The organism is Pseudaestuariivita atlantica (genome assembly GCF_001205715.1).
Taxonomy (GTDB): domain Bacteria; phylum Pseudomonadota; class Alphaproteobacteria; order Rhodobacterales; family Rhodobacteraceae; genus Pseudaestuariivita; species Pseudaestuariivita atlantica.
In genome coordinates, this window is record NZ_AQQZ01000004.1 from 511,536 (window position 1) to 529,187 (window position 17,652).

General features: G+C 66.6%; 17 protein-coding genes. 4 read left to right on the forward strand and 13 right to left on the reverse strand.

Features of this window, described 5'->3' with window-relative positions; all coding sequences use genetic code 11:
• Positions 1-77: 77 nt before the first annotated feature.
• Positions 78-1,223: an FAD-dependent monooxygenase gene (locus ATO11_RS11830; RefSeq protein WP_207382962.1), complete on the forward strand. Its 1,146-nt coding sequence runs from the start codon at positions 78-80 to the stop codon at positions 1,221-1,223.
• A gap of 69 nt (positions 1,224-1,292) precedes the next feature.
• On the opposite strand, the gene ATO11_RS11835 is transcribed toward ATO11_RS11830, so the two are convergent.
• Together ATO11_RS11835 and ATO11_RS11840 are read right to left on the reverse strand one after the other, a co-directional pair.
• Positions 1,293-1,760, reverse strand: coding sequence for an Hsp20 family protein (locus tag ATO11_RS11835; RefSeq protein WP_050531129.1), 468 nt, complete (start codon positions 1,758-1,760; stop codon positions 1,293-1,295).
• A gap of 130 nt (positions 1,761-1,890) precedes the next feature.
• On the reverse strand, positions 1,891-2,700 hold the full coding sequence (locus tag ATO11_RS11840; RefSeq protein ID WP_050531057.1) for a trypsin-like serine peptidase: 810 nt from the start codon (positions 2,698-2,700) through the stop codon (positions 1,891-1,893).
• Between the two features lie 157 nt (positions 2,701-2,857).
• On the opposite strand from ATO11_RS11840, the gene ATO11_RS11845 reads away from it, so the two are divergent.
• On the forward strand, positions 2,858-3,814 hold the full coding sequence (locus tag ATO11_RS11845) for a glycerophosphodiester phosphodiesterase family protein (protein ID WP_242601406.1): 957 nt from the start codon (positions 2,858-2,860) through the stop codon (positions 3,812-3,814).
• 26 nt (positions 3,815-3,840) lie between these two features.
• On the opposite strand, the gene glcF is transcribed toward ATO11_RS11845, so the two are convergent.
• Genes glcF through ATO11_RS11865 form a run of 4 tightly spaced genes read right to left on the reverse strand, consistent with a single transcriptional unit; the run spans position 3,841 to position 8,024 of the window.
• Positions 3,841-5,118 carry a glycolate oxidase subunit GlcF gene (glcF, locus tag ATO11_RS11850; protein ID WP_050531059.1) on the reverse strand — a complete coding sequence of 426 codons (1,278 nt, stop codon included), beginning with the start codon at positions 5,116-5,118 and terminating at the stop codon, positions 3,841-3,843.
• A 3-nt stretch (positions 5,119-5,121) separates the two neighbouring features.
• On the reverse strand, positions 5,122-5,421 hold the full coding sequence (locus tag ATO11_RS11855; RefSeq protein ID WP_134643104.1) for a hypothetical protein: 300 nt from the start codon (positions 5,419-5,421) through the stop codon (positions 5,122-5,124).
• Between the two features lie 16 nt (positions 5,422-5,437).
• A complete protein-coding gene (locus ATO11_RS11860; RefSeq protein ID WP_050531130.1) occupies positions 5,438-6,541 on the reverse strand; it encodes an FAD-binding protein in 1,104 nt (367 codons plus the stop codon).
• A 49-nt stretch (positions 6,542-6,590) separates the two neighbouring features.
• Positions 6,591-8,024, reverse strand: coding sequence for an FAD-linked oxidase C-terminal domain-containing protein (locus tag ATO11_RS11865; RefSeq protein ID WP_050531061.1), 1,434 nt, complete (start codon positions 8,022-8,024; stop codon positions 6,591-6,593).
• Between the two features lie 80 nt (positions 8,025-8,104).
• Here ATO11_RS11865 and ATO11_RS11870 point away from each other — a divergent pair, with 80 nt between their 5' ends.
• Together ATO11_RS11870 and ATO11_RS11875 are read left to right on the forward strand one after the other, a co-directional pair.
• Positions 8,105-8,809, forward strand: a complete 705-nt coding sequence (locus tag ATO11_RS11870) for a DUF599 domain-containing protein (RefSeq protein WP_050531062.1) — start codon at positions 8,105-8,107, stop codon at positions 8,807-8,809.
• 41 nt (positions 8,810-8,850) lie between these two features.
• A complete protein-coding gene (locus ATO11_RS11875; protein ID WP_050531131.1) occupies positions 8,851-9,216 on the forward strand; it encodes a hypothetical protein in 366 nt (121 codons plus the stop codon).
• A gap of 3 nt (positions 9,217-9,219) precedes the next feature.
• Here ATO11_RS11875 and ATO11_RS11880 read toward each other — a convergent pair whose 3' ends face one another.
• The 7 genes from ATO11_RS11880 to xsc form a co-directional block, all read right to left on the reverse strand.
• Entirely contained in the window at positions 9,220-10,107 is an 888-nt protein-coding gene (locus ATO11_RS11880) for a dimethyl sulfoxide reductase anchor subunit family protein (RefSeq protein ID WP_050531063.1), read from the reverse strand.
• A complete protein-coding gene (locus tag ATO11_RS11885) occupies positions 10,107-10,853 on the reverse strand; it encodes a 4Fe-4S dicluster domain-containing protein (RefSeq protein ID WP_050531064.1) in 747 nt (248 codons plus the stop codon). The genes ATO11_RS11880 and ATO11_RS11885 overlap by 1 nt, the downstream gene beginning before the upstream one ends.
• Positions 10,850-10,990: a hypothetical protein gene (locus ATO11_RS22155; protein ID WP_165586966.1), complete on the reverse strand. Its 141-nt coding sequence runs from the start codon at positions 10,988-10,990 to the stop codon at positions 10,850-10,852. The genes ATO11_RS11885 and ATO11_RS22155 overlap by 4 nt, the downstream gene beginning before the upstream one ends.
• A 73-nt stretch (positions 10,991-11,063) precedes the next feature.
• Entirely contained in the window at positions 11,064-13,886 is a 2,823-nt protein-coding gene (locus ATO11_RS11890; RefSeq protein WP_050531065.1) for a molybdopterin oxidoreductase family protein, read from the reverse strand.
• Between the two features lie 75 nt (positions 13,887-13,961).
• Positions 13,962-14,720: a sulfite exporter TauE/SafE family protein gene (locus ATO11_RS11895; RefSeq protein ID WP_050531066.1), complete on the reverse strand. Its 759-nt coding sequence runs from the start codon at positions 14,718-14,720 to the stop codon at positions 13,962-13,964.
• A complete protein-coding gene (pta, locus tag ATO11_RS11900) occupies positions 14,713-15,717 on the reverse strand; it encodes a phosphate acetyltransferase (protein ID WP_050531067.1) in 1,005 nt (334 codons plus the stop codon). The genes ATO11_RS11895 and pta overlap by 8 nt, the downstream gene beginning before the upstream one ends.
• Positions 15,718-15,817: 100 nt before the next feature.
• Positions 15,818-17,596, reverse strand: a complete 1,779-nt coding sequence (xsc, locus tag ATO11_RS11905) for a sulfoacetaldehyde acetyltransferase (RefSeq protein WP_050531068.1) — start codon at positions 17,594-17,596, stop codon at positions 15,818-15,820.
• Between the last annotated feature and the right edge of the window lie 56 nt (positions 17,597-17,652).

The following is a 17,652-nucleotide window of genomic DNA, read 5'->3' on the forward strand; positions in this document are numbered from 1 at the left end:
TTGCCGTCATGGGGGCGCGCCGGTTCAGGCGTGATGGTTGTGTGAAAGCTATACTCGTCGGAGGAGGTATCGGCGGATTGACCGCCGCACTCGCACTCGATCAGATCGGGTGGGACGTCTCTGTCTTGGAGCGCGCGCCCGAGCTGGGCGAGATCGGCGCGGGCGTTCAGATCAGCCCCAACGGGATCAAGGTTCTCGACGCGCTGGGCGTGATGCCCCGGATCGAGGCGACGCTGTTCCAGCCCGACGCGATAGAGATCCGGCACGGCCCCACGGGGCGCAAGTTCTTCCACCTGCCGATGAAGGCCGTGGCGCTGGAGCGCTGGGGCGCGCGGTACATCCAGATCCATCGCGCCGACCTTGTCGACGGGCTTGCCGCGACGCTGCGCGACCGCCAGCCCGACGCCTTGCGGACCGGGGCGGAAGTGGCCGCTTACGAGACGTCGTCCAAGGGCGCGGCGGTCACCCTGACCACGGGCGAGCGGTGCGAGGCGGACCTGATCATCGGGGCCGACGGCATCCATTCGGTGATCCGCGACCAGATGCTGGGCCCGGACGAACCCGTCTTCACCGGCAACGTCGCGTGGCGCGCCGTGGTGCCGGTTGCCGACCTTGACCCGGACGTGGTGCCGCCGCCGTCAGGCTGCGTCTGGACCGGGCCGGGCAAGCACGCGGTCACCACCCGAATCCGGGGCGGATCGGTGGTGAATTTCGTGGGCGTGGTTGAACAGGACGCCTGGACGCAGGAAGGCTGGAGCCTGACCGGCACCGCCGCGCAGGCGCATGCCGATTTCGGCGGCTGGAACCCGACGCTGGCCGCGATCATCGACGCCGCGCCGACGCTGCACCGCTGGGCGCTGTTCACCCGGCCGCCGCTGCCGCGCTGGTCGGACGGGGCGGTGGCTCTGCTGGGCGACGCGGCGCATCCGATGCTGCCGTCGATGGCGCAGGGCGCGGTGCAGGCGATGGAAGACGCCTTCGTGCTGGCGCGCGAGCTGGAGAAGGGCGGCATGATCTCGGCCGCGTGCGAGAGGTACTATGCCGCGCGGATCGACCGGGTCACCCGCGTGCAGGAGCAATCGGCAGCCAACCTCGCGCTGTTCCACCGGCGGGGCGTGCTGTCGCAATTGCAGGCCTATGCGCCGATCTGGCTGGCCGGGAAGGTCGCGCCCAGGCTTCTGCAACGCCGCAACGACTGGCTTTACGGCGCCGAACTGGGCTGAGGCAGGCACCACCCACGAAAAAGGCCCCGGCGGATACCGGGGCCCTGGGGGAGGTGGTCTGCGTCAGGATCAGTTGACGGCTTTGGCGTCAACAACGTCCTTGTCGGCCGGCAGGCTGGAGGCGATTTCGATCCGGCGCGGTTTCAGCGCTTCCGGAACCTCGCGCTGCAGGTCGATATGCAGCATGCCGTCTTCATGGCTCGCACCGGTCACCTTGACGTGGTCGGCGAGGTGGAAGCGGCGTTCGAAGGCGCGGGTTGCGATGCCACGGTGCAGGTAGGTGCGGTCGGTCGTATCCTCGACCTTGCGGGCGGACACGACAAGCGCGCGGTCCTTCACCTCGACCGAGAGATCCTCGTCCGAGAACCCGGCCACGGCGATCGAGATGCGATAGGCATCTTCATCCGTCTTTTCGATGTTGTACGGGGGGTAGGTCTGGTTGCCGACGTCGCTGGCAAGCACGCGGTCCATCAGGTCCGCGATCTGGTCAAAGCCAACGGTGGCGCGGTAAAGCGGGGTAAGGTCAAAATTTCGCATGGGGTCATCCTCCATTGAGCGACAACGATGTGTGCCCTCCCACCATGGGACGGGCCGCATAGTCCCGGACCCGCCTGTGCAGCGTCCGGTGACGGTGATGTGGGAAGCCCCGAACGGGGATTCAAGACCTTCAGGGTTTGACGAATTTCGCGCCTGTCGGCGAGGTTTGGCCGACCTGTATCCGCTTGGCCCCCTGCGCGCTGCTGGTGAGCGTGCGGCCCGCAGCCAGCTCGACCTTGAGCACCGCAAGCGGCCCTTCCAGCGCCGTGCCCAGCGAGACCGGAACGCCCCGCGCCTCGGCCTTGGCGGAAACGACCGACACGATGCGCGGGCGGCCTGACTTGAAGCTGAAGACCGGCGATCCGGACGACCCGAAATCGACATCGCAGGACATGATAAGAACGCCCGTCTGCCGCGCCATGACGTTGCACACCTCCTGCAGCGAAGGTGCCTCGGCCCGGTCATGGGCATAGCTGACGACGCCGATCTTGTCGCCCGAACGGGGGCGCACGTCGGTGTCGAACGGTACCACTTCGGTGGTGCGGATCGGTCGCGCAAGCTGCAGCAGCGCCACGTCGTTGCGGACCCGGTTGGTGTCGGCCTTGCCGGTATGCACGTAATCGGGATGCGTCACCGCGCGGGCCACGTTGCGATAGGCCGATGCCCGGCCATTCCGCCACCCGGCAAGAAATTCGATCTTCGCCGGGTCGATCACGGCGCCGGTATGCTTGTCGTAGAGGCAATGCGCAGCGGTCAGCACCAGGTCAGGCGCGATCAGCGCGCCGGTGCAGAACCCCGTTCCGCCGATGTCCAGTCGCCCAACGCCTTCCCATCCACGGCTGTCGTCGCCGGTGTTCAACCGTTTCAACGGCGCATCCTGCGCCACGCCGACAGAGCCGAGCAGCATCAGGACGACGAGGATTTTGGTCAATGGGCGCATAATAGCTCCGCGTTGAGTACCTCGAACCTCTAAAAGGTGGTTAAGGCGAAAATAGGGCGGGGCGTGGGTGCGAATGAATTTTTTTTGTGCCCCGAAATCATTCAGGAAGACAGCCTTAGCCGGGATGGGTTAGGCTGACGGCATGTGGCGTTTGGGTGTGGCAGTTTCCTTGGGCGTGGTGGCGGGTGTCTGGGCGCTCAACACCTCGCTGTGGCTGCCCAAAGCGGATGGACAGGCGCGATTGATCGCGCATCGCGGCGTGCACCAGACCTATGCCGGCCCGCCGCCGGGCCCCGAGACCTGCACCGCCACTCCCATCGAACCTGCGACTCACGGGCTGATCGAGAACACGATCCCGTCCATGCGCGCCGCGTTCGAGGCTGGCGCCGACGTGGTGGAACTGGATGTCCACCGCACCCCGGATGGCGTTCTGGCGGTCTTTCACGACTGGACGCTCGATTGCCGCACGGACGGGTCGGGGCAGACCAACAAGACGCCTTGGACGGTCCTGAAGACGCTGGACATGGGACACGGATACTCCCTCGACGGGGTCACCTTCCCGCTGCGCGGTTCGGGCATCGGTGCCATGCCGCGCCTCGAAGAGGTGTTCGACACCTTCCCCGAAGGCCGCTTCCTCGTGAACTTCAAAAGCAACCGCGGGTCCGAGGGGAAGGCGCTTGTCGCCCTGCTGGAGACCCGCCCCGACTGGATCGACCGGGTCTGGGGCGTCTATGGCGGCGTAAACCCCACCGCGCGCGTGACAGAGACGTTGCCCGGACTGCGCGGCTTCCACCGCGCCGGGATCAAGTCCTGCCTGTTGCGATACGCCGCGCTGGGATGGAGCGGCCACGTCCCAAAAGCCTGCCGCGACACGGTCCTGTTGATCCCGGATGACGTCGCACCATGGCTTTGGGGCTGGCCCCGGCGGTTCCTGCGCCGGATGGACCGCGCCGGAACCGATGTCATCATGGCGGGTCCGTTTCGCAGCACGGCCGGCACGAACGGGATCGACACCGTCGATGCCTTCACGGCGCTGCCCGATGGCTTTGGCGGCCATGTCTGGACCAACAGGATCGAACGGATCGGACCCGCCCGAGCAGGCCTTGCCCGTTAAACAGTTCTTAACCCGTAACCCGTGGGTTACCCCAGCGCCGGGGGTTTCGGCCCGCCTGTCGCCCAGTCGAGCAGTTCGACGGTATGCACCACCGGCACGCCCGTGCCCGATCCGATCTGCATCATGCAGCCGATATTGCCCGCCGCGATCACGTCCGGCGCGGTGGCTTCCAGCGTCCGCACCTTCCGCTCTTTCAACTGCCCCGAGATTTCGGGCTGCATCAGGTTGTACGTCCCCGCCGACCCGCAGCACAGGTGCGGGTCCTTCGGTTCGACCACGGTGAACCCCGCGCGTTTCAGCAGCGTCTTCGGGTGCGTCTTGATCTGCTGGCCGTGCTGCAACGAACAGGCCGCATGATAGGCGACCTTCAGATCCTGCGTGCCTTCGGGCAGGTCCAGCTTCATCAGCACTTCGCTGATATCCATCGCGATGCCCGCCACCCGTGCTGCATCACCGGCCAGCGGGTCATTGCGGAACATGTGCCCGTAATCCTTCACCGTCGTGCCGCAACCCGAGGTGTTGATGACGATGGCATCCAGCCCCGCGCCATCCATCTCCCGCACCCAGGCGCGGATATTGGCGGCGGCGCTGCCATGGCTTTCGGCGGACTTGCCCATGTGATGCGTCAGCGCCCCGCAGCATCCCGCGCCTTCGGCCACCACCACCTCGGCCCCCAGCCGGGTCAGCAGCCGGATCGTCGCGTCGTTGATATCGGTGTTCAGCGCCTTCTGTGCACATCCCGTCATCAACGCCAAGCGCATCTTGCGCTCCGGCACGGCAAAGGTTTGCGGATCGTCGTTGCGGCTGACCGGCGGCACCTGTTTCGGCGCCATGTCCAGCATCGCCCTGAGCCGCGCATCGGGGACCAGCGCCCGGAACGGACGGCCCATCTTGGCGAAATAGAGCGCCACCCGGAACCGCATCGGATAGGGCAGCACTTTCGACAGCACCCAGCGCAAGGCGCGGTCGCTCCACGGGCGGTCGTAATTCTCTTCGATGTATTCCCGCGCGTGATCGACCAGGTGCATGTAATGCACGCCAGACGGGCAGGTCGACATGCAGGCGAGGCAGCTGAGGCAGCGATCCATGTGCTTGACCGTCTTCTCGTCGGGCTTCCGCCCCTGTTCCAGCATGTCCTTGATCAGGTAGATGCGCCCGCGCGGGCTGTCCAACTCGTCGCCCAGCACCTGGTAGGTCGGGCAGGTCGCCGTGCAGAACCCGCAATGAACGCAGGTCCGCAGCACCTCGTTGGCCCGCGCGGTGCCGGGATCCTGCAATTGCTCAGGGGTAAAATTCGTTTGCATGGATCAGCTTCCCAGGTTCCAGACGACAAGTGTGACATGAAGCGTGAACGTGCCGAGGAGCCCCCATGTCATACGGGCCCAGCGATACGGCGTGCCCTGCCATACGATCAGCAGCAGCCCGATGAAGGCCCCGACAGCGATGCCCGCCGAGAGAGCAACCAACACGTCAAAGTCGTACCCTATGAAGGGAAGGAACAGCATTCCCAGCCCCCCTGCGATGGCGGCGATGGCGATCCGCCAGTCAAAGGCCAGAAGACCCCCGATTGCGCCCCCGATGGTGGGCAGGAGGAGGAAGGGAAGCATGATCATCCACATCGTGTCAGGCCATTAGGCCGGGGTTTAGGATGCCTCGCGGGTCGAACCTGGCGCGCAGGCCCGCCTCGATCTTCGCAACGCCCGCGTTCTGCGGATGAAAGGCCGGGACGTCGCCACCACCCCGCACCCGCGTCGCGTGGCCGGGAACGTGCATCCGCGCCCTGAGGTCGGTCCCTTCGGCCATCCGCGCCCAGATCAGCCCGCCACCCCAGTCGAGCATCACGGCCTCCGCCCCGATAGCCTCCACCACGGTGGCCGCGTCCGACGGTTTGACCGAGATGCGCCAGATGTCGCCCGCGCCGCCCTGCAAGGCACCCACGTCCCGCACCCATGCCCAGCCTGCCGCCACCTTGTCCGGATCGCTCTCGATCACCGCGCCGTCGCCCGCCAGCTTGGCAATCTCGGCGGCACGGTAGGCCACCTGCGCCTCGAACCCCTCGACCCGCAACATGGTCACGGGATGCCCGTCCACGCCCACCGGCGCATGGGCCGCGCCCGTCACCTCGTAAGGTGACCCCAGCGCCCGGCTCATCACCTCAACAGCGTCACCAACCGACAACCCGTACACCAGCACGCAGGCCCGCGACTTGGGCGCGGGAAGCACCTTCAGCGATATCTCGGTCAGCACCCCCAGCGTCCCCCACGACCCGCACATCAGCTTCACGAGGTCATAGCCGGTGACGTTCTTCATCACCCGCCCACCGTTCTTGATGATCTCACCCGCCCCATCGACGAACCGCACGCCCAGCGCGAAATCCCGTGCTGCGCCCGCCTGTATCCGGCGCGGCCCGCTGGCATTCGCCGCGATCACGCCACCGATGGTGCTGTCGCCCGTGGTGGCCAAGAGCCCGCGCATGTCCGACGGCTCGAAGGCCAGTGCCTGCCCTTCCCCGGCCAGCACCGTCTCGACCTCACCCAGCGACGTGCCCGCCCCGACCACCAGCGTCAGCGCGCCGGGTTCGTAGAGGCGCACGCCCGAAAGCCCGGCGGTGCTCACCGCCTCGCCCCCGGTGGGCCCAACCGACCGCGTTCCGCCTCCGACGATCCGCAGGGGCCCCGTCGCGTCGCGCACGATCTCGGCCAGTTCGGCCTCTGTTCCGGGTCGCATCATGTGGGCTTCTTCTCTTTGAAAATATGTAATGGCGCGGCGGCGGCGATCAGGCGTGACGCCGGTCGCGGGAGGCCGCCAGCGGAAACACCTTGGCGGGGTTCAACAGCCACGCGGGATCGAACACGTCCTTCACCCGCATCTGCGCCTCCAGATCGGCGGGGTCGAACTGGTCGCTCATCAGGTCGCGCTTTTCCACGCCCACGCCGTGCTCACCCGTCAGGCAGCCGCCCACCTCGACGCAGAGACGCAGGATGTCGGCGCCGAAGGCCTCGCACAGTTCCAGGTCGCCGGGCTTGTTGGCATCGAACAGGATCAGCGGGTGCATGTTGCCGTCGCCCGCGTGGAAGACATTCGCCACGTCCAGGCCATACTCGGCGCTCATCTGCTTGATGCGCCGCAGCACCTCGGGCAGGGCCGAGACGGGGATCGTGCCGTCGAGGCACATGTAATCGTTGATCTGCCCCATCGCGCCGAAGGCCGATTTGCGGCCCAGCCAGATGCGGCCCGCTTCGTCGGCATCCTTGGCCTCGCGCATCTCCACGGGATCGTTGCGGGCGGCGATGTCCATGATCTGGGCCAGCTGTGCGTCGATCTCCATCTCTGACCCTTCGACCTCGACGATCAGCAGCGCCTCGCACATCGGGTAGCCCGCCTTGGCGAAGGCTTCGCAGGCCTCGATACAGGGGCGGTCCATGAATTCGATGGCGACGGGCAGGATGCCGGACTTGATGATGTCCGATACGCATTCGCCCGCGACCTCGTTCGAGTTGAAGGCCATCAGTACGGGCCGCGCACCTTCGGGTTTGGGAAGGATGCGCAGGGTCGCCTCGGTCACGACGCCCAGCTGGCCTTCGGAGCCGCAGATGACGCCCAGCAGGTCGAGCCCGCCCGCATCCAGATGCGCGCGGCCGATCTCGATCACTTCACCGTCCATCGTGACCATGGTCACGCCCATCAGGTTGTTGGTGGTCACGCCGTATTTCAGACAATGTGCCCCGCCCGAATTCATCGCGATGTTGCCCGCTATGGCGCAGGCCAGTTGCGAGGACGGGTCGGGCGCATAGAAGAACCCGTCCTCCTCTACCGCGCCGGTCACGCTCAGGTTCGTGCGGCCGGTCTGCACGCGGATGTAGCGGTCGGCATAGTTCGTCTCGATCACGTCGTTCATGCGCGCCACGCCAAGGATCACGCTGTCCTCAGTCGGCAAGGCACCCCCGGCCAGCGACGTCCCCGACCCGCGCGGCACGACGGGCACGCCCATCCGGTGGCAGACCTTCAGCACGGCGGCGACTTCTTCGGTCGAGGCAGGCAGGACGGCGGCCAGCGGAGGGCAGCGATAGGCGGTCAACCCGTCGCATTCATAAGCCTTCGTTTCGAACGCATCGTGGATCACCGCGTCAGAGGGCAGAACCTCCTGCAAGGCGGCGACGATGGCGTCCTTGCGGTTCAGGATCATGTCGTCGGGCTTGGGCATTTCCATGGGCAATCCTCCGAATTGGTAAAAACATATAACCAATTTTCGCCGTTGTCCAGAAACCCCGCGCGCGGCACAACGACGCCATGAGTTTCGTCGACCATATCGAGCTTTTCTCTGTCTTCGACGCCGTCGCCGTCGCCATCCTGTTCGCGGCGTGGTGGGGCGTGGGATGGGTGGTGGAGCGCGAGGCGACGGCGTTTCCGTCGGTGTCGGTCCTGATGGACGGGTACCGGCGCGAATGGATGGTGCAACTTGTCACGCGCAACCCGCGCATCTTCGACGCGCAGATCATCACCAACCTGCGGCAGGGGTCGGCCTTTTTCGGGTCGGCGACGATGCTCGCGATGGGTGGCGGGCTGGCGTTGATCGGCAATGTCGAGATGATCGCCGGGATTGCGCGCGACCTGACGTTTGACGACGTGCCGCGGGTGGTCTGGCAGATCAAGCTGCTGGCGGGCCTGGTCCTGCTGGGGCATGCCTTCTTGCGGTTCGTCTGGTCGAACCGGCTGTTCGGGTACGCGGCGGTGATGATGGCGGCGGTGCCGAACGACACCACCGACCCGACCGTGCCGGCGCGCACGCACAAGTCGGCGGAGTTGACGATTTCAGCCTCGCGCGCCTTCAACCAGGGTTTGCGGTCGGTCTATTTCGCGCTGGCCTCGGCCGCGTGGCTGGTCGGGCCGCTGGCCCTGATCGGGACGGTCCTGTTCACGCTTTGGGTGATCTGGCGGCGCGAATACGCGTCACGGTCGCGCGCGGTGCTGGCCGGGGCGGACACATCGTCGTGAACGGCCTGTCGCGGTGGCGCGGCCTGCACTACCGTTCGGTCATGCGCTTGATTCTTGCTTCCACGGCCCTTGTTGCCTCGACCCTCGCGGCGGCTGCCGACATTCCCGTGATCGAGAAGGTCGTGGCGAAGAAGACCGGAATGGGCTGGCGGTTCGACGTGACGCTGTCGCATCCCGACACCGGTTGGGACCATTACGCCGACGGCTGGGAGGTCGTGGATGCCGACGGCAATGCGCTTGGCTACCGCGAGCTGATGCATCCGCATGTGACCGAGCAACCTTTCACCCGGTCGCTGAACAGCGTGGTGGTGCCCGACGGCGTGCGCGAGGTGTTCATCCGCGCCAAGTGTTCCGTGCACGGCTGGGGCGAGCCCGGCGTGGCGGTCAAGCTCGATCCCGGCGGCTAGCCGTCAGCGTTTGCCGTAGTAGAGGCCGACGACATGTTCGGCCTCGGCAAAGAAGAGCCAGCGCGCGCAGGCGACCCCGACAAGGTGGCTGAGCACCGCGACCAGCACCGCGAGGTGCGTGAGCGCGGCAGAGGCATCGACCGTGAAGAACAGCACCAGAACCGGTACCACGACCATCAGCAGCATGGCGATGATGCGCAGCTTGCGGGCGTGCTTGCGGCCGACGACATAGACCATCTCGTCCAGCAGGTAGTTGGACCCGGTATGCGGCGGTTCGAACTGGCGCACGGTGCCGCCCGGCAGCATCGTCGCGGTTTCCAGCGTGTGGCCACGCTGGCGGAAGCGTTTGTCGCCGCCTGCCCAGGCCGCGAGTTGCATGCCGCCTGCCAGCACCAGAAGCACCATCGCGGCCCAGACCTGCCCCGCCAGAAGCGCGCCGCCGCCAAGCGCCAGCGACAAAAACAGCGCGCTGGTCAGCCAGTGGTTCCAGCGCGGCACGGTTTTCAACTGGGCATAGATCATCGAGGTGGTGAACACCGTCGCCAGCGACATCAAAGCACCGATATAGCCCAAGGGCTGCCAGCCGCCGCCGAAGAACACCGCCCCCAGCGCGAAAAGGCCCATCAGCACCAGTGCGGCCACCGCGCAGATCGCTTCGCGGCTGAGCCACGACGTGCGCCATTGCGTGAACGCCTTGGGCGCGTTTTTCGGGTTGCCGAGGTGGAAGGTGGACGCGACCAGCCCCCCCACCGCGAACAGGTAGGCGACGAGGTAGAACACGAAGGCCACCCAGCCGGTCACGGCAGGCAGGCCGAGGCCAAGGAAGGTCAGAAGGCCGAAACCGAGGCCCGAAAGGGTGGTGAAGACGATGACGGACGGAGCGGGATGCATCAGATTTTCTCCAGCACGCGGTCGAGCCAGCCGGCGATGCCTTTGGCCGGTTCGGCGACCGGTTGCAGGAAGGGCGACAGGACGTCGATCTGGTCGAGGTCGTCCTTGGGCCGGGGCGGCAGGTACTTGTTGACGGGCTTGGTGACCAGTTCGGGCATCAGGTCGACGCCTTCGCGGTCCATCACCAGTTGGCTGACGGCGCTGTCCGGGTCACCGAGGTCGCCGAAATGGCGCGCGCCCGCGGGGCAGGTGCGCACGCAGGCGGGGGTGCGGTCTTCCTCGGGCAGGTTCTCGTTATAGATGCGGTCGACGCAGAGCGTGCATTTCTTCATCACGCCCGCCGCGCGGTCCAGTTCCCGCGCGCCGTAGGGGCAGGCCCAGGCGCAAAGGCCGCATCCGATGCAATCGTCCTCGTTCACCAGCACGATCCCGTCCTCGACCCGCTTGTAGCTCGCACCCGTGGGGCAGACGGTGACGCAGGGCGCGTCGTCGCAATGCAGGCAGGATTTGGGGAAGTGCACGGTCTGGGCCGGGCCGCGATCGGGCTGCACCTCGTAGGCGTGCACGCGGTTCAGGAACGTCCCCGACGGCGTCGCGCCATAGGCGTGCTGATCGGACAGGGGGGCGCCGTAATTCTCGGTGTTCCAGCCCTTGCAGGCGACCACGCAGGCGTGACAGCCGACGCAGGTGTCGAGGTCGATCACGAGGCCCAGTTTCTTGTCAGTTCTTTCCGGCAGCGCGGTCATGCGACACCTCCGATGGCGAGGGGGATCAGGGCGGCGTCCTGTGACGCGGATATCGCGCGGACGAGGTACAGCACGAAGCTGCCGAAGGTGATCGCGACGAACGCCGCGATCAGGAGAAGCGTCTTGCGCGGGGTCATGTCATGCCCCCCGCGCGCCCGCGAGATTTTTCGCAGGAAAAATCTCGCCAGAATTTTCGCAGAGAAATTCTGGTCATTGGCCCACCTTCCACGCCAGGTCCTCGGGGCCGCGCGGGACGGGGGCGTCCTGCGGCGGGAAGGAGGGCTGTGCCTCGGCCGGGGGAGCGACCTTTTCGATCTTCACGCGCAGATCGAACCATGCCGCCTGCCCGGTGATCGGATCGGAGTTCGACCAGCGCAGGCCGTCGCCGCGGGGCGGTAGCAATTCGTGGATCAGGTGGTTCAGCAGGAAGCCCTTGGTCGCCTCGGTCGCGTCGTCGTCGAGCGCCCAAGCGCCCTTGCGCTTGCCGATGGCGTTCCACGTCCAGACGGTGTTTTCGTTCAGCCCGGCCTGGTGCGCGACGGGCACAGTGATCTTGCCGTGCGCCGAGGTCACTTCGGCCCAGTCACCGTCGGCAAAGCCGTGCGCCTCCCAAAGCCGGGTCGGCAGGTAGAGCGGGTTGCGGCCGTGGATCTGGCGCAGCCACGCGTTTTGCGAGCCCCAAGAGTGGTACATCGCCATGGGGCGCTGGGTCAGCGCGTGGATCGGGTATTCGACCGGATCGACATGGCCGTCTTCCATCGGTGGGTACCAGATCGGCAGCGGGTCGAGCGTTGCCTTGATCCGTTCGCGGAGGTGGTCCGGCGGCTGGCGGTCTCCGTGACCTTCAGCGGCCAGCTGGAACTTGCGCATCGGTTCGCAATAAAGCTGGAACAGGTAGGGTTGCGGGCTGTCATAGAGGCCAAGCTCGACCGCCCAGTCCTGGTAGGCGCTGTTCCACGGTTTGTAATAGAGCGCCTCGTCCGGGATATGTTCGACGAAGAAGCCGCCATTGGCGATGTAGCTGTCCAGCTGCGCTTCGTTCGGGGCGCCGCGCCCGTGGGTGATGCCGTTATCACCCATCCGCCAACCGGCCAGCGGGCCGATGCCGGGCTTGCGCTGGTGGTTGACGATGTAGTCGGCATAGTCGGCGTACTTGGCGCTGCCATCCTCGTCGGTAAAGCCGGGCAGGCCCATCTTGTTGGCCAGTTGCACCAGCACCGTCTGGAACCCGCGCACGTCGCGGTCGGGTTCGATCACCGGCCAGCGGATCGCGTCCGCCGCGCCGTCCGCCTCGCAGATCGGGCGGTCCAGAAGCGAGATGCAGTCGTGCCGTTCCAGGTACGTGGTGTCCGGCAGGACGAGGTCGGCGAAGGCCACCATTTCCGACGAATAGGCGTCGGAATAGATGATGTTGGGGATGACGTAGTCGCCGTTTTCGTCCGTGTCGGTGAGCATCTTCATCACGCCCGACGTGTTCATGGACGAGTTCCACGACATGTTCGCCATGTACATGAACAGCGTGTCGATCTTGTAGGGATCGCCCGCATGAGCGTTCGAGATGACCATATGCATCATCCCGTGGGCCGACATCGGGTTGTCCCATGTGAACGCCTTGTCGATCCGCGCCGCTGTGCCGTCGTCGCGCAGGGCGAGGTCTTCGGGCCCGCGCACGAAGCCGAGATGCGGACCGTCAAGCGGCGCGCCGGGCGTGACCTTGCAATGCGGTTTCGGGTGCGCTTCGACCGGTTTGGGGTAGGGCGGTTTGAAGCGGAAGCCGCCCGGAACCTCGACTGTGCCGAGGAGGATCTGGAGCGTGTGCAGCGCGCGGCAGGTCTGGAAGCCGTTGGAATGGGCGCTGATGCCGCGCATCGCGTGCATCGATACCGGGCGGCCCACCATCTTTTCGTGCCGTTCGCCGCGGAAATCGGTCCATGGCTGGTCGATCTCGAACGCCTCGTCGAACGCCACGCGCGCCAGTTCAAAGGCGATGCGGCGGATCTTGTCGGCCTTGATGCCGCAGCGGTCGGCCACGGCCTCGGGCGCGTGGGCGGGATCGAGGTAGCGTTCCGCCATCTTCACGAAAACGGTGCCGTGGGTGACGCCGCGGATGCGCAGCTTGCCGTTGAGGTCGGGGCGGACGCCCGGCTGGTCGAACGGTGCGGGTTTGCCGGTGGTCTTGTCGATCACCAGCATCTTGCCGTCGTCGTCGCGCAGGAACAGGCCGAACTCAGAGCTTTTCGCGTCCGCGTTCACCAGCACCGGGGCGTTGGTGTAGCGCGACAGGTAGTCGAGGTCGATCTTGCCTGCCTTCATCAACTCATGCACCAGCGCGAGGATGAAAAGGCCATCGGTGCCGGGCGTGATGCCGACCCAGTCGTCGGCCACGGCGTTGTAGCCCGAGCGGATCGGGTTCACGCCGATCACCCGCGCGCCGCGCGCCTTGATCTTGCCGATGCCCATCTTGATCGGGTTGCTGTCGTGATCCTCGGCCACGCCGAACAGCATGAACAGCTTGGTGTGGTCCCAGTCGGGCTGGCCAAACTCCCAGAACGCGCCGCCCATCGTGTAGATGCCGCCCGCCGCCATGTTCACGGAACAAAAGCCGCCATGTGCGGCATAGTTCGGCGTGCCGAAATTCTGCGCCCAGAACGAAGTGAAGGATTGCGACTGGTCGCGCCCCGTGAAGAAGGCCAGTTTCGACGGGTCGTCGTTGCGGATCCTGGTCAGGCGGTCAGCGGCGATGTCGAGCGCCTCGTCCCACGTGATCTCTTCGAACTTGCCTTCGCCGCGCTTGCCCACGCGTTTCAGGGGCGCGCGCAGGCGGGAGGGCGCGTTGACCTGCATGATGCCGGCAGAGCCCTTGGCGCACAGCACGCCCTTGTTCACCGGGTGGTCGCGGTTGCCTTCGATATAGGCGACCTTGCCGTCCTTGAGGTGCACGTTGATCCCGCAGCGGCAGGCGCACATGTAGCAGGTCGTCTTGCGGACCTCGTCCGAGACTTTCGGAGAAAGGTTCAGCTTGGGCTGGTTCATGGGATCACCTGTTTGCCTGTGCCCGCACCCTAGCGGAAATAATTCCCGGTGCGAGGGGCGTTGGAGAATTTCGTGTCATGCGAGCGACCGCGCGAGGGCCAGCGCGCCCAGCCCGATCAGCAGCCAGAGGCAGACCGGGCGGTAATAGGGTTGCAGTCGCGGCGTGAAGAGCGCCTGCCCGATCAGCACGCCCGCCATGCAGGGCAGCACAAGCGCGAGGCCGCGCAGCGTCGATTGCGCGTTCATGGTGCCGTACCAGAGGTGCACCAGCAGCGAGGCGCTGGAGCCGAGGAACAGGAACACCACGAGCGTGGCGCGCATCTGGCGCGGGTCGGCCTGCCGGGCGAGCACATAAAGCGCCACCACCATGCCGCCCACGCCCGCCAGCCCCGTCACGAGACCCGCGATCAGCCCGGTTGCCACGGTGCCGGTCGTCGTGCCGAGAAAGGCCATGCGCACGCGGCCGAGTTGCAGCGCGGCCAGCGCGATCAGGATCACCAGCGCGACCTGGCGTGACAGGTTCGGATCGAGCGTGGTTGTCAGCCCAAGCCCCACGATCATGCCCAGAAACGAGCCCGCGACGAGGATCAGCGCGACGCGGTTGTCGGCCTCCCGCAGTCCGCCGCGCAGCATGAGGATCGAGGCGGCGATCTCCAGCCACCACAGGACCGGGATCAGTTGCACCGGCGGCAGGATCAGCACGCCGATGGCCAGCGCGAAGGCCGACAGCGCAAATCCCGTGAACCCGCGCACGATCCCGGCGGCAAGGACGATGGCGACCAGCGCGGCGAAGTCCGCCGGGGAGAGCGCGATCAGGGGCCAAAGCTCAGCCATCCTGCCCTGCCGCCTGAAGGGCGGTCACGGCGATCAGGTTGACGATGTCTTCGGCGTTGCAGCCACGGCTGAGGTCGTTCGCGGGCCGGTTGAGGCCCTGCAGGATGGGGCCGATGGCCTCGCACCCGCCGACGCGCTGGGCGATCTTGTACCCGATATTGCCGGCGTCGAGATCGGGGAAGATCATCACGTTCGCACGCCCGGCGGTGGGCGAGCCCGGTGCCTTGGACGCCCCGACCTCTGGCACGAAGGCGGCGTCGAACTGCAACTCGCCGTCAGAGGCGATGTCAGGCCGGGTGTCGGCGAGGGTCTGGGCGGCGGTTGTGACCTTGCCGACGCGGGCGTGCCGCGCGCTGCCCTTGGTCGAGAAGGACAGGAAGGCGACGCGCGCCTCGTGCCCCGTTAGCGCCGTCCACGACGCCGCCGACTGCGCGGCGATCCCGGCCAGCTGGTCGCTGTCGGGGTCGATGACGAGGCCGCTGTCGGAAAAGATCATCGCGTCCCGGCCCGAAGCGTGGCCTTCGGGCAGGACCATCAGGAAGAACGAGGACACGAGCGGCGCATCGGGCGCCTTGCCGATGATCTGCAGCGCGGCGCGCACGGTGTCCGAGGTGGTGGCGACCGCGCCGCCCACGGTGCCGTCGGCATGGCCCGCGCGGACCATGAGCGCGGCGAAGGTGAGCCTGTCCTGCACGGCCACGGCGGCCTTGTCGGGGGTCATGCCCTTGTGGCCCCGCAACTCGACCAGCAGGTCGGTGAGGGCGGGGGTCAGGGGCGAGGTCGCCGGATCGTGGATTTCCGGAAGGGCCTCTCGTCCGCCCTGGTGGGCGGCCTCGATCGCGGCGGGGTCACCGACAAGCGAAACGCGGGCGAGACCGCTGGCATTGGCGTCGAGCGCCGCCGCGATCACGCGGGGATCGTCGCCTTCGCTGAGAACGATGCGGCGGTCGAGCGGCGTGGCGCGCTCTCGCAGGGCGGAGAGGACGGGATGGGTCACGCGGCGGCCTCGGGCCGCGCGGCATGCCCGGACAGGGCGGGGCCGGCCACGCCGAAGCGCGCCCGTCCCGATATCATGCGAGGTCGTCCGGCCGGGGCCGTCATACCACCTGCTCGACCATGTCGTCCTTGGAGATGCCCGCGACCGACACCGGCTTCTTCATGGCGTCGCGGCGGAAGGGCTCCCCCAGCTCCTGGTTGATCATGGCTTCGATGAGGGTGGTGACCCCGTTCTCCATCTGGTCCTTGATCGCCTGGTTCAGGGCATCGGTCAGTTCGTCCATGGTGCGGGCGACGACGCCCTTGAGGCCGCAGGCCTCGGCGATGCCGGCATAGGACACGTCGGTGTCCAGCTCGGTGCCGACGAAGTTGTCGTCGAACCACAGGGTCGAGTTCCGCTTTTCCGCGCCCCACTGGTAGTTGCGGAAGACGATCTGCGTGACCGGCGGCCAGTCGCCGCGGCCGATGGCCGTCAGTTCGTTGACCGCGATGCCGAAGGCGCCGTCACCGGCGAAACCGACGACCGGCACGTCCGGCTGGCCGATCTTGGCGCCGACGATGGCCGGGAGGCCGTAGCCGCAGGGGCCGAACAGGCCGGGTGCGAGGTATTTGCGGCCCTCGTCGAAGTCCGGGTAGGCGTTGCCGATGGCGCAGTTGTTGCCGATGTCGGACGAGATGATCGCCTCGCGCGGGAGCGCGGCCTGGATCGCGCGCCACGCCATGCGGGGGCTCATCCAGTCGGGCTTGTCGGCGCGCGCACGCTGGTTCCAGGTGGTGCCGGGATCGTCGTCTTCATGCGTCATTTCGGTCAGCTGCTGTTTCCAGCGGCTCTTGGTTTCGGCGATGGTGTTCTTGCGCGCCTCGCGGCCCGCGTCACCGGCGTCGTCCGACAGGTTGGCAAGGATGCCCTTGGCGACCTTGGCCGCGTCGCCGACGATGCCGACGGTGACCTTCTTGGTCAGGCCGATCCGGTCGGGGTTGATGTCGACCTGGATGATCTTGGCGTCGTTGGGCCAGTATTCCATGCCATAGCCCGGCAGGGTCGAGAACGGGTTGAGCCGCGTGCCGAGCGCCAGCACGACGTCGGCCTGCTTGATCAGCTCCATCCCGGCTTTCGACCCGTTATAGCCCAGCGGGCCGGCAAACAGCGGGTGCGAGCCGGGGAAGGCGTCGTTGTGCTGGTAGCCGACGCAGACCGGCGCATCGAGCCGTTCGGCCAGCGCCTTGGACGCCTCGAGACCGCCCGCCGACAGGACCACGCCCGCGCCGTTCAGGATCACCGGGAACTTGGCCGAGGACAGAAGCTCTGCCGCCTTGGCGACCGAGTTCTCGCCACCGGGCGAGCGTTCGAATTCGATCGGGTCGGGCAGTTCGATGTCGATCACCTGCGTCCAGAAATCGCGCGGGATGTTCAGCTGGGCGGGGCCAGACAGGCGCTTGGCCTGGCTGATCACGCGGGTCAGGACCTCGGCCACGCGGGAGGGGTCGCGGACCTCTTCCTGGTAGGCGACCATGTCCTCGAACAGTTTCATCTGCTCGACTTCCTGGAAACCGCCCTGGCCGATGGTCTTGTTCGCGGCCTGCGGGGTGACCAGCAGAAGCGGCGTGTGGTTCCAGTAGGCGGTTTTCACGGCGGTCACGAAGTTGGTGATGCCGGGGCCGTTCTGCGCGATCATCATCGACATCTTGCCGGTGGCGCGGGTGTAGCCGTCCGACATCATGCCGGCGGAGCCTTCATGCGCGCAGTCCCAGAACTTGATACCCGCCGCCGGGAACAGGTCCGAGATCGGCATCATGGCCGACCCGATGATCCCGAAGGCATGCTGGATGCCATGGCGCTGCAGCACCTTCACAAAGGCTTCTTCGGTCGTCATCTTCATGCGAACATCTCCTATAGGGGAATCGGCCCGGATTTCGGGCTGTTTGCCGAGGTTTT

What these genes read in the sequence shown, in the direction of transcription:
- ATO11_RS11835 (WP_050531129.1), bottom strand. Translation starts at nt 1,760, where the DNA reads ATGCGAAATTTTGACCTTACCCCGCTTTACCGCGCCACCGTTGGCTTT.
- ATO11_RS11840 (WP_050531057.1), bottom strand. Translation starts at nt 2,700, where the DNA reads ATGCGCCCATTGACCAAAATCCTCGTCGTCCTGATGCTGCTCGGCTCT.
- glcF (WP_050531059.1), bottom strand. Translation starts at nt 5,118, where the DNA reads ATGCAAACGAATTTTACCCCTGAGCAATTGCAGGATCCCGGCACCGCG.
- ATO11_RS11855 (WP_134643104.1), bottom strand. Translation starts at nt 5,421, where the DNA reads ATGCTTCCCTTCCTCCTCCTGCCCACCATCGGGGGCGCAATCGGGGGT.
- ATO11_RS11860 (WP_050531130.1), bottom strand. Translation starts at nt 6,541, where the DNA reads ATGCGACCCGGAACAGAGGCCGAACTGGCCGAGATCGTGCGCGACGCG.
- ATO11_RS11865 (WP_050531061.1), bottom strand. Translation starts at nt 8,024, where the DNA reads ATGGAAATGCCCAAGCCCGACGACATGATCCTGAACCGCAAGGACGCC.
- ATO11_RS11870 (WP_050531062.1), top strand. Translation starts at nt 8,105, where the DNA reads ATGAGTTTCGTCGACCATATCGAGCTTTTCTCTGTCTTCGACGCCGTC.
- ATO11_RS11875 (WP_050531131.1), top strand. Translation starts at nt 8,851, where the DNA reads ATGCGCTTGATTCTTGCTTCCACGGCCCTTGTTGCCTCGACCCTCGCG.
- ATO11_RS11880 (WP_050531063.1), bottom strand. Translation starts at nt 10,107, where the DNA reads ATGCATCCCGCTCCGTCCGTCATCGTCTTCACCACCCTTTCGGGCCTC.
- ATO11_RS11885 (WP_050531064.1), bottom strand. Translation starts at nt 10,853, where the DNA reads ATGACCGCGCTGCCGGAAAGAACTGACAAGAAACTGGGCCTCGTGATC.
- ATO11_RS22155 (WP_165586966.1), bottom strand. Translation starts at nt 10,990, where the DNA reads ATGACCCCGCGCAAGACGCTTCTCCTGATCGCGGCGTTCGTCGCGATC.
- ATO11_RS11890 (WP_050531065.1), bottom strand. Translation starts at nt 13,886, where the DNA reads ATGAACCAGCCCAAGCTGAACCTTTCTCCGAAAGTCTCGGACGAGGTC.
- ATO11_RS11895 (WP_050531066.1), bottom strand. Translation starts at nt 14,720, where the DNA reads ATGGCTGAGCTTTGGCCCCTGATCGCGCTCTCCCCGGCGGACTTCGCC.
- xsc (WP_050531068.1), bottom strand. Translation starts at nt 17,596, where the DNA reads ATGAAGATGACGACCGAAGAAGCCTTTGTGAAGGTGCTGCAGCGCCAT.